Annotated in this window: 13 protein-coding genes and 1 pseudogene; 12 read left to right on the plus strand and 2 right to left on the minus strand. The window is 57.6% G+C overall.

The window, feature by feature from the left end:
* The 10 genes and pseudogenes from ABF979_RS14925 to ABF979_RS14970 all read left to right on the plus strand — a co-directional run.
* Positions 1–1,466, plus strand: a pseudogene (locus tag ABF979_RS14925) (hypothetical protein); the annotation flags it as partial.
* A 3-nt stretch (positions 1,467–1,469) separates the two neighbouring features.
* Positions 1,470–3,764 carry a DotA/TraY family protein gene (locus ABF979_RS14930; protein ID WP_415560577.1) on the plus strand — a complete coding sequence of 765 codons (2,295 nt, stop codon included), beginning with the start codon at positions 1,470–1,472 and terminating at the stop codon, positions 3,762–3,764.
* 11 nt (positions 3,765–3,775) lie between these two features.
* Positions 3,776–4,225 carry a hypothetical protein gene (locus ABF979_RS14935; protein ID WP_415499299.1) on the plus strand — a complete coding sequence of 150 codons (450 nt, stop codon included), beginning with the start codon at positions 3,776–3,778 and terminating at the stop codon, positions 4,223–4,225.
* The gene (locus tag ABF979_RS14940) at positions 4,222–4,512 is read left to right on the plus strand and encodes a hypothetical protein (protein WP_415499300.1); all 291 of its coding nucleotides are present in this window, start codon (positions 4,222–4,224) and stop codon (positions 4,510–4,512) included. Before ABF979_RS14935 ends, ABF979_RS14940 begins: the two co-directional genes overlap by 4 nt.
* Before the next feature lie 78 nt (positions 4,513–4,590).
* Positions 4,591–4,758, plus strand: coding sequence for a hypothetical protein (locus tag ABF979_RS14945; protein WP_415499301.1), 168 nt, complete (start codon positions 4,591–4,593; stop codon positions 4,756–4,758).
* A gap of 80 nt (positions 4,759–4,838) precedes the next feature.
* Positions 4,839–5,312 carry an SH3 domain-containing protein gene (locus ABF979_RS14950; protein WP_415499302.1) on the plus strand — a complete coding sequence of 158 codons (474 nt, stop codon included), beginning with the start codon at positions 4,839–4,841 and terminating at the stop codon, positions 5,310–5,312.
* A 117-nt stretch (positions 5,313–5,429) separates the two neighbouring features.
* Positions 5,430–5,705: an antitoxin gene (locus tag ABF979_RS14955; RefSeq protein WP_354858829.1), complete on the plus strand. Its 276-nt coding sequence runs from the start codon at positions 5,430–5,432 to the stop codon at positions 5,703–5,705.
* Positions 5,702–6,124 carry a type II toxin-antitoxin system VapC family toxin gene (locus tag ABF979_RS14960; RefSeq protein ID WP_415499303.1) on the plus strand — a complete coding sequence of 141 codons (423 nt, stop codon included), beginning with the start codon at positions 5,702–5,704 and terminating at the stop codon, positions 6,122–6,124. Before ABF979_RS14955 ends, ABF979_RS14960 begins: the two co-directional genes overlap by 4 nt.
* A 46-nt stretch (positions 6,125–6,170) precedes the next feature.
* On the plus strand, positions 6,171–6,455 hold the full coding sequence (locus ABF979_RS14965) for a BrnT family toxin (RefSeq protein ID WP_415499304.1): 285 nt from the start codon (positions 6,171–6,173) through the stop codon (positions 6,453–6,455).
* 4 nt (positions 6,456–6,459) lie between these two features.
* Entirely contained in the window at positions 6,460–6,702 is a 243-nt protein-coding gene (locus ABF979_RS14970) for a BrnA antitoxin family protein (protein WP_415499305.1), read from the plus strand.
* Between the two features lie 27 nt (positions 6,703–6,729).
* On the opposite strand, the gene ABF979_RS14975 is transcribed toward ABF979_RS14970, so the two are convergent.
* Both ABF979_RS14975 and ABF979_RS14980 read right to left on the minus strand, forming a co-directional pair.
* On the minus strand, positions 6,730–7,173 hold the full coding sequence (locus ABF979_RS14975) for a hypothetical protein (protein WP_415499306.1): 444 nt from the start codon (positions 7,171–7,173) through the stop codon (positions 6,730–6,732).
* Positions 7,170–8,150: a DsbC family protein gene (locus ABF979_RS14980; RefSeq protein ID WP_415499307.1), complete on the minus strand. Its 981-nt coding sequence runs from the start codon at positions 8,148–8,150 to the stop codon at positions 7,170–7,172. Before ABF979_RS14980 ends, ABF979_RS14975 begins: the two co-directional genes overlap by 4 nt.
* Positions 8,151–8,278: 128 nt before the next feature.
* On the opposite strand from ABF979_RS14980, the gene ABF979_RS14985 reads away from it, so the two are divergent.
* Together ABF979_RS14985 and ABF979_RS14990 are read left to right on the plus strand one after the other, a co-directional pair.
* A complete protein-coding gene (locus ABF979_RS14985) occupies positions 8,279–8,752 on the plus strand; it encodes an SH3 domain-containing protein (protein ID WP_354858841.1) in 474 nt (157 codons plus the stop codon).
* A complete protein-coding gene (locus ABF979_RS14990) occupies positions 8,749–9,486 on the plus strand; it encodes a transglycosylase SLT domain-containing protein (protein ID WP_415499308.1) in 738 nt (245 codons plus the stop codon). Before ABF979_RS14985 ends, ABF979_RS14990 begins: the two co-directional genes overlap by 4 nt.
* Positions 9,487–9,580: the final 94 nt, after the last annotated feature.

Genomic DNA, 9,580 nt, shown 5'->3' on the forward strand with positions numbered 1-9,580 from the left:
ACCGCCAGCTTGTCGCGGATATTCGTAATGCCAGCGTAGAACTGGGCTCTTTGCCCGCGGAACAGCAGACCTCATTCCTGATTTCTGCCGGGGTAAACGCTCTTGAGGCCCGAGTTGCGCAGGCCGGTGTCGTCCTCGCACCGCAGCCGGCCCCTGTTGCGCAACCTGCTCCAGCCCCTCAGCCTGCGCCGGTCGTATCGCCAGAGGCGCCCGTTGTGGCTCCTGACGTTGTTGCAGACAATGTTGCACAGCCTGCCCCGGTTGTTGCTCCGCCCGAGCCAGCGGTTGCGGAGCCGGTCTCTCCGGCTGCGGCTGGCGTTGTCGCTGAAAGTATCACGCAAGCGGCGCCTCATGAGGCAACAGTTGAAGCGCGACCGGCGACGGATGAGCAGGGGCGTCCTGCCGCAGGCCAGGATATGAACCAGGGCGATCAGTCGTTCGAACATGCGTCGATGAGCATTCCGTTTGGTGATCCCGACGTCGCCTCGGCGTCTCGTGGCGGTGAAACAGTAGATGCTACGAGCGAGAATGCGGGCCATCGGGCTGCTCCGCCAGAACAGGAGGCCAACCAGACTGCGGATGAGCAAAAAGCTCAGGCGGGTATTAGCGCGCGGCAAGAACGGGATATTCGCAACGAAGACATGAATAACCAAAAAACTGCCCAAAGTACCCCACCTGAGCAGCAGCAAGGGAATGAGCCAAAGCCGGTAGACCAGACCAACGGGCAGAAAAATCAGGACAAAACCAATGTTCGAACGAAAGATGTCGAACCTGAGGGAGAGAAAGAAGAGAATACACAGACCGCGGCCCAAGCGCAGCCCCAGGCTGCTCAACCAACGCAGGCTCCTGTGGGTAGTCTGGCAGGGCATGCCGTGTCCAAGGTGGCCAATGTTGCCAAATCGTGGTTTGCAAAAGAGGCGGCCGCATCTGATCAGCGCCGGATCGACAGCCTGGTAGCTACAGTGGATGGCAACATCCGTATGGCTGACAGGCAGTATCAGGATCTGAAGCAGTCAGCCGCGCCCTTTTTCAAGAAAATGGAAGAAACAGCCCAGCAGGAAGGTATCAAACCGGCTGCGTTGATGGCCAGTATGGGCGAAGGTGGCAAGCACTACGGTCTGTGGCAGGAGTTCGAGAAGCTCCGCCTGTCTAACGACACAGTGGGCAAAGCTTACAGCGATCTGGGTCACACACTGCAGAATATGCGTCTCAATCTTGGCTCTCTGCAGAGTGAGGCGTCTGAACGCGGCGCGACAAACGCTCAGTCCGTTGTCGAGGTCGAAGAGAGGGCCGGCAAGAAAGCCATGGAAATGGAGGACGTGCCCGGTCGCAATCCCGGCGAGAGTCTGATCAAGAACATCGGGGGCGCACTCGAACGCATCATGGAGAAGGTGAAGGCGCGTTTTTTGGCTCTCACCCAGGGACGTGAGCAGGGGCGCGATAACAGCCCGTCCATGGGCGCCTGAACCATGCGCGGTGTGTCCAAAATGGCGCGGCTTTTGCCGTCCTTGCTGGCTGCCTTACTTGGAGGGTTGGTTCTGCTTCACGCAGGGCCAGCCCACGCCACGAACGGGTTCGAGAATGTAAGCTGGGCCGACCTTGTCGCAGGTGATGACTGGTCTTCGCGCGTTCTAGACAGCCTGTTCCCTATGGACGGCACCGCGGATACGGCCACCGGCACCCTGCTGCAGTGGTTTACCACCTTTGTGTCGATTATGGCGTGCTTCTGGATCATGTATTCCATTCTGGCCCAGATTCAGAAAACAGCTGAAACCGGGAAGGTGTTCTCCGCCAGTTTTGGCGGCTGGGTGCCAGTGCGTGCTGTTGGCAGCGTCATTATGATGCTGCCGGTTCTCAACGGCTTTTCGCTCGGTCAAAACCTGATTGTGAATTTTGCCAAGGCTTCTATCGGTATGGCCACAATCGAGGAAAAAGTGGTGATGAACAAGGTGGGACCGCAGGCACTCCCTCTGGCAACACCCATGATTCCGGGCTCGCGCCAGGTGGTGCTTGACATCATGGAAAGCGAGATATGTCGGGCTCTCATCAATAAGGCGTCCAACAATCCGGATCTTGTTCCTGAGCCCAGCATCATTGATGATGGCAACGGTACGGTGTCCATCTCGTATGAAATGGCGCATGGCAATGGCTCGGCTATGCCGACTTGTGGGTTAGTCTCCATCAGCACGCCCGTCAAAACCGCGACCACGACAGAATACCAGAGCATTGATTTCAGTGGGGTTAGTAGCCAGCAGATACAATCCCTCAAAACGCTGGCAACCAATATCCGTTCCGGTATTCAGAATACCATAACGTCCCTGTGGAAAACCCGTGATGTCGCAACACTGGGTACGCTCGACACTATTTTTGTGGCACAGTCGAACTATCTTAACGGGCAATTGACAGGCATCGCCTCCAGCGTGGTTGCCGCAGTTCGGGGTGCTGCCGGGTCAACAGCCAGCGATAATTCAGCGACCTCAGAACTCCGCTCCCTCGGCTGGACGGGGCTTGGGGCCTATTATCTCGAAATTTCCCGCCTGAACGCGGAAGTCATTTCAGTGTCGTCGATCACGCCCGCTGTCGTAGCACCATCATGGGCAGGCATAGGCGCGTATCTGGGGCAGGACCTGCTGCCGTTCCTCCAGAGCGTATCCAGTTATCTCGGCAAGATGGATGCAACACTTCAGACGGCCGACGAGCCGGCTCCCAACAGCGCCTCACCCCGACTATACGCCAACGCACACGTCTCTTCAGATAGTACGGCGATCTGGACGAAGGTGCTGACCTATCTGAACTTCGGTCCTGGCACGCTCGAACTCATCATGAACCATCTGGTGATGGGCAGCTCCGGCACGGATTGGGTTGATCCTCTAGGCGCCATGATCGGCATGGGGCATCTTCTCATTCATCTGGCGCTGACGGCCATAGCGCTGTCCGTGGCGGCTGGCAGCGTCTCTCTCGATATTGGTGCTGGTGTCACGTCATTCGTGACCGGACAATGGGGCGTCACGGCCACCGCGGCAGCGGCAACTGTCCTGAGTGGAACGATTACTCGGCTGCTGCCGGTGATTTTTACGGCCTGCCTTTTCCTGCTCTCCGCAGGGGTGACGCTGGCCTATGTCCTGCCGATGATGCCTTACCTTTACTGGATTGCCGGCGTTACGGGATGGTTTTTGCTGGTTGTAGAGGCTGTCGCCTATGCGCCTCTATGGTTTCTGGCCCATATGACGTTCGCAGGAGACGGCATACACGGCAAAGGGGTGCGGGGTTACGAGATTCTTTTCACCATTCTCTTCCGGCCGGCGATGATGGTGATCGGTATGGTGTTCAGCTATACAATATTCTCAGCGTTTTCCTGGCTGCTGATGAAAAGCTTTCTGGTCGCCTCGACCTTTACGCTGGATCATGGCTATCTCACCGATAACTGGGTCGGCCTGATCGCCATGATCATCATGTATTCCGCCATGGAGATGACGACTGCGACATTGTCCTTCCGCCTGATCACCACATTGCCCCATCACATGGCCTCCATGGTCGGATTTGGTGCAGCCAGCCGTGTGGATGCGGAAGAATTCGAAAAATCCTCCAGCCGGCCGGTCGAGCAGGGAGCAGATACTGGTCGTCAGGTTGGCACACAATATCTCGAAGGATTGAAAGACGAGGCAAAAAAAAGTGGTGGCGGTGGTGGTTCTGGTGGTACTGTTCCCGCAATGGATACGACAACGGCTGCACAGGTGCGGCCCATTACACAGACCGATGTTTGAGGGCGTGACCCATGTGCAGTGATTTTGTAACAGCTGGTGCGTTAGGCGGTATTCGCGGATCACTCCGCCGGGTTGCCAATGATCTCGAACAGCAGAACCGTACAGTGTCAGCACTCGCACAGCAGACACAGGTCGCCAACCACTGGCAGAACAAGGCGTTTAATCTCCAGAAAACACTTGCCGAGTGGCAAGTATGGGGACGCAAAATGAGAGCCGGTTGGGAACAAGAAGAGCAGGTTTCAGCCGATCTGCGTCAGCAGCTCGCTGCGGCGCAGGAAGCCTTGCAGGCTGAGAAAAAACTGCGGAATGATGAATTCAATGAGGGTGTTAAGAAGCATAATAAACTGGTGCGGGATTTTAATAAGCTCGCTAAGTGCTTAAACACTATCAAAGCGCAACCGGATAACGCAGTCGCGTTGATTACCGCTCTTGAGGCGGAACTGAACGGACCGCAGGCGTGAGGATTTCTTTTCCGCTACTCGGCTGTCTGCTGGCCCTTTCCGGATGTGCCCACGGCAATTTGCGTTCCGCGAATGACAGGCCGCTCAAGCCCCCGCCGGTGCGTCAGGCACAATACGACCCCTATGCGTCTTACGGCTCATCGCCAGCGCACTGGTCGCCTTCTGTCGCGTCCCGCGATGGCACGATCGTCCGCCCGACAGATCCAGTCGATCAGGCCGACCGTCCGGATTATGAACACGCCAAATGGGCAGTGTCGCAAGCGGCAGGACGTGCCGGAACCTTCTAAGCCGTCGTCACAACTGAAAGCTCCATACTGATCGGGAAAGAGGCAATCGCCTGTCCTGAAATAGTATGGAGCTTTTTTATGTGTGCTGAACCCGTAGTTCCCAGTCTGCCAAAAACTGCTGAACGACTGGACCAAACGTCCGAAGCGCGACAGCCCTTATTGCAAACTACGCTAGCCGATCTGCTGGCAGAGCATCTAACCCGCCGTGCGGCTCAGACATTCCCACATCATGCCCCGGACGAGTAGTCTGATTTGCGCACTGGAATCTTCTTTCCAGACAAGCGGTATGCTAATCGGCGTGTTCAGCCACTTAGAGGGGGTTTCTCGTGTCGATTATGCCCAAACTGGCTGTTGTCCTGCTTTCCAGCGGTCTGCTCGCGTCGGCCGCACAGGCCCAGACGACGTCGCCTGCCGAACTGGATCGGCTTTCAGCCCAACGTCAGGCCGAAATCGGACCACGCGACTGGGGCGCACCTGTCGCAGCGGCGCCAGAAGCGCCGCCCGTGCCCCTGAAGGACACAGCAACCTGCATGTCGCCCAGAACGGAATTCGAGCCAGTCTATGACGGTCCGAGTAAGCGGGCGAAAAAAATCGGTGTTGCACCGCCCCAGATCGCCGTGACCTCGACGACATCGGGGGCCTGGACACAGATCGTCCGTGCCCATGGACACCTCGCATGGATTCCAACGGCAGATGTCCTGCCGTGGCATTCAACAACCGCTACAGCAGGTGCACGCTGCACCGTTGCAGGCATTCGTCCTTCGGATGGCATGGTGGTGTTCTCTTATCCCGGCACATGAGTTCTGTCGCATACGCCCATTCACGTTGCGTATGTCGGACTTTCTTACCTTATCAGTTTGTTCTGGAAATTTCAGTGTAATACATATACAAGATGGCATATACAAGGAGACTCCTCCATGCCAATGCCATCGCCTTCTTCCTCACGCCCTAAAGAAGTCAGGTTGTTCCGCAATAACCGCAGTCAGGCGGTCAGGATTCCTGTCGAGTTTGAACTCCCGGGAGACCGGGCGCTAATCCGACGCGAAGGCAACAGGCTCATCATTGAGCCTACAGAACGCCCGACGACAGTGGCGGGTCTGCTGGCCCAATGGACGGCCGAAGAGCCACTTGGCCCAGATGACCAGTTACCGAGCATCGAAGACCAGGCAGCTAGCCCGGAGGACATCTTTTGAACGGATATCTTCTGGATACGAACATCATCAGTGATTTGATCCGTAATCCTACCGGACTTGCCGCGTGTCGCATTGCAAAAGAAAATCCGAAGACGCTCTTCACTAGCGTAATTGTCGCAGCTGAACTGCGTTATGGCTGCGCAAAGAAAGGGTCCGCCAGACTGCTGGAACGGGTCGAGAGCGTTCTGAACATTATCCCGGTTCTGCCTCTGGACGTGCCTGCTGATGGCGAATACGGAGGAATCCGGGCCGAGTTGGAAGCAGCAGGTCAGTCAATCGGCCTGAATGATCTGCTGATTGTCGCCCATGCCTATACCCTCAAGCTGACACTGGTCACGGATAACACCCGGGAATTTTGTCGCATACGAGGGCTGAAGGTCGAAAACTGGCTGGAGGCAGCGCCTCGTGTCAGAGCGTAGAGAAGATAGTCTTGCATTTGTGTAGGCAAATGTCTATCTTCTTTGGATGAAGATAGCGGGTTTTGACTGGGATGGCGGCAACTGGCCGAAATGTGGCAAGCATGGCGTCTCCCGGGTCGAAATCGAGCAGGTCCTGATGGGAGAACCTGCGGTCATGGCTGATCCTCATCCCGGTGAACCCCGGATGCGGGCTATTGGCAAGACGGAAGCAGGGCGTCATGTCTTTCTGGTCTTTATGTTCAGGACGGTCGGTAGCCAGACCCGGTTACGTCCGATCAGCGCCCGCTACATGCATCAGAAGGAGGTCGAGCACTATGGGCGGAAAAAATAGGGCTATGCCCTCGCTTCACAGCGACAACGCAGCTGAAGAGTTCGTCGCGACATCGGATCTGACTCAGTATGACCTGTCCGGTTTCAAGCCTATGCGCTTTGAGATCGAACCCAAAGGGGCCGCCCTTAACATGCGCCTGCCGGCGTCTCTGCTGGACGCAGTGAAAGCCAGAGCGAAGGCAAAGGGTATTCCCTACACACGCTATGTCCGGATGCTGCTGGAAACCGACGTTGCACAGAGACCCTGAAATATCCCTTAGGAGGCGCTTGCGCCCCTAACGGGGCCAGAGATTGCTCCCCCGGGTGATGAACGTTCCAAACCGCCCGAAGCCTCCGGTGCGGAGCATCCAGTTCGAAAAACTCAGGCGGATAAACTCCGCCAGAAGCACCAACAGAATGATGCCGAATTGCAGGCTGGCGACACTGACCAACCTTGTCCCCTGGTGAACACACGACCAGATCCACACGCACAGAGTGCCTACAAACAGGAGCAGGCAAAGCCGCCCGTTGCGTCGTGTGGACATCAGCGCCCGGATTGTCACGGGATCCATAACAGGGGCCAGAGCCGTGTCGATAGCCGATGCTTCGATAAAGTCTTTCCTGTCACGTAGATACTGTCGCAACAGGTTAAAGGTGCGCACGCCCCTCACGAATGGTAGGTAAAGCGGGAAGATCAGCCATTTTCCTGCCCTTAGAATGGAGCGTGTGGGGTGCCTCACCGCCCCAGCTCCCGAACCAGTCGTTCAACATTCCCAGGCAACCCCTCTGTCACATGCGATGCACCGGCCTTGTCGCGCCAGATGAATGTCGGTGTTCCTGAAACACCAATGGCTTTAGCGATTGCCATATTCTGCTGCAGATGAAGGGCCGCCTCGTCCGTGCGGGGCATGTCGTCTGCGATGTGATGCAGATCGATGATCTTCTGCCACGTTGCCTTCATCTCGTGTGGGACTGCTGACAACAGCGCAGTGGCGGCCGGAGTGCTGGCATTGCTGTTTTCGTGATCATTGATGGAGACCGGCAGTAGGGCGAGCTGGATCTGGCCACGCGCGACAAAAGGCTCCAGCGTATTGAGTGCGCGGATTGACCAGGGGCAGAGCGGATCGATCACCATAGTCAGGCGCGGTAGCCCATCCTGTCCTTCCAGTCCGACATTGGCCTGAGCGACGCGCTTGACCTGCTCGGCCGATAGCGTTGTCGCATCGAGCGGTGCACTGGCCTGCCCGGATGCCGCTTTTTTTGCCCCGGTGATGGTCACGGTAGGAATCGCGCCCTTGATCGGGGCGATGGTATCACGGGTGACGTTGTGCCCGTCCTGCGTCCATAGGACGCCGCCAATCAGCGCCTGCCCATCCGGGGTAAGGTAGAATACCCGGAAGATGTCGCCATTGACGGCATATACACCCTGCAGACCATGATTCATGGCGCGGTTGCCGATCTCATAGACTTTCGCGCCTGTGCTGGTGATGCGTCGGAGTGCGGGGCTTGCCGCAATTTCTGCTGCCGGGAGGAGCCGTGGCGTGGGTACGGTCGGCGTGGGGCGCAGGACAGGACCGGTGTCGGGTGCGCCTGAAGGGGCGGGCAGGGCCTGCGTCACTTCCACAGGCGGTAGGGTAGGGCATCGCTGGGCCTGAGCCAGCGTTGAGAGGGCCACAAGGGTTGTAGCCACCAGAAGAGTGTTTCGGGAATGTCGCATCGGGGTCTCCTTCTCTCCCCATCATGCGCCACAGCGTTGTGACACCATTTGGAACAAAAGCCGAACGCCGAGCGTCACAACGATTCAGGCGATACTGCGGAGAGACCACCAGTTAAAGGAGTCACTCCGTGCCTTTCAGATTCACACTTACCCTCTCCCTGCTGGCAGGGGGCCTGCTTGCTGGGCCTGCTTACGCTCAGGATGTGTCGCCTGCGGAACTCGACCGACTGGCTGCTCAACGGCAGGAAGCCATCGGCCCGCGCGACTGGGGGCCGCCTGTCGCGGCCACACCTGACCCGCAGCTCATGCCGCTGGGTGGACACGTTACGTGCATGTCGCCCCGTATGGAGTTTGAACCGGTGTATGCCGGACCTGGAAGCGACACGAAACAGGTTGGCGTCGCCCCGCCTCAGCTTGCCGTAACCACGACGACCTCAGGCGGTTGGACCCGCATCCTGCGGGCTTATGGGAAGGCCGCCTGGATACCGACCGAGGACCTGCAGCCCTGGACATCCACGACAGCCTCTGCGGGCACACACTGCATAGTGGCCGGGATGAGACCATCTGACGGCATGGTTCTCTTCTCATATCCTGGCGCATGACGCGGCCCCTCTCTCTGGCCTGCCGGAGCGGGCTGGGCCTGCTGGCTGTATGTATCGCCGCACCGCCGGGTGTCGCGCAGGTGGCCTCCCAGATCGTGCCAAGCATCGATGAGACTGGTGCGCCGACCTTCATCTTTCCGGGTGCGGCGACGTCTTCCTCAACAGGAGGAGGGACATCGGGGAGTTCGTCCAGTTACTCGGGTGTGTGGGGCAGCAGTGATGCAATGTCCAAACTGCTGTCGCAATCCTATGGCGCCGATGCCGTCGCGGCTGCGAAAGCGGCTGGCATCAACCCCGATACGCTCGCTGCTTACGCTCAGATCGAAAGCCATTTCCAGAATACCGGGAACAGTTCGTCGTCTGCCACGGGGGTCTGGCAGATTACCAGTGGCACATGGAACGACTACGCATCCAAGCTTGGGCTGAGTAGTGCTGACCGGAATGACCCTGTGGCACAGGCCAAAGTCGCCAGCGCCATCATCAGTTCCTATGCCAGCGCTGTATCTAAATCCACCGGAACAGCAGCAACCTCGGCGCAGGTTTACGCAGCCTATATGTTTGGCACATCGGCCGGTTCAAAAATCGCGACAGCGACCAGCAACACTCCATTGAGCAGCCTCGTGTCGAGTTCATCACTTGCAGCCAACAACATGAGCGGCTGGACGGTGGGACAATACCTTTCGACAGTTTCCTCCCGCATGGGCAGCGGAGCGTCCGAGGTCGTCACCGGATGACGATAAAAACCGAAAATTTGCGCAATTTTGGACACAAAATCAGTGAAAAAACAGTGTCTTACACGTGGTTTTTTCACTTTTTGATCTTGTCTGA

Origin of the sequence: Gluconobacter sp., from assembly GCF_047723935.1 — a bacterium.
Lineage (GTDB): Bacteria > Pseudomonadota > Alphaproteobacteria > Acetobacterales > Acetobacteraceae > Gluconobacter.

What these genes read in the sequence shown, in the direction of transcription:
- ABF979_RS14970 (WP_415499305.1), top strand. Translation starts at nt 6,460, where the DNA reads ATGCCCTCGCTTCACAGCGACAACGCAGCTGAAGAGTTCGTCGCGACA.
- ABF979_RS14965 (WP_415499304.1), top strand. Translation starts at nt 6,171, where the DNA reads ATGAAGATAGCGGGTTTTGACTGGGATGGCGGCAACTGGCCGAAATGT.
- ABF979_RS14980 (WP_415499307.1), bottom strand. Translation starts at nt 8,150, where the DNA reads ATGCGACATTCCCGAAACACTCTTCTGGTGGCTACAACCCTTGTGGCC.
- ABF979_RS14955 (WP_354858829.1), top strand. Translation starts at nt 5,430, where the DNA reads ATGCCAATGCCATCGCCTTCTTCCTCACGCCCTAAAGAAGTCAGGTTG.
- ABF979_RS14930 (WP_415560577.1), top strand. Translation starts at nt 1,470, where the DNA reads ATGCGCGGTGTGTCCAAAATGGCGCGGCTTTTGCCGTCCTTGCTGGCT.
- ABF979_RS14935 (WP_415499299.1), top strand. Translation starts at nt 3,776, where the DNA reads ATGTGCAGTGATTTTGTAACAGCTGGTGCGTTAGGCGGTATTCGCGGA.
- ABF979_RS14990 (WP_415499308.1), top strand. Translation starts at nt 8,749, where the DNA reads ATGACGCGGCCCCTCTCTCTGGCCTGCCGGAGCGGGCTGGGCCTGCTG.
- ABF979_RS14945 (WP_415499301.1), top strand. Translation starts at nt 4,591, where the DNA reads ATGTGTGCTGAACCCGTAGTTCCCAGTCTGCCAAAAACTGCTGAACGA.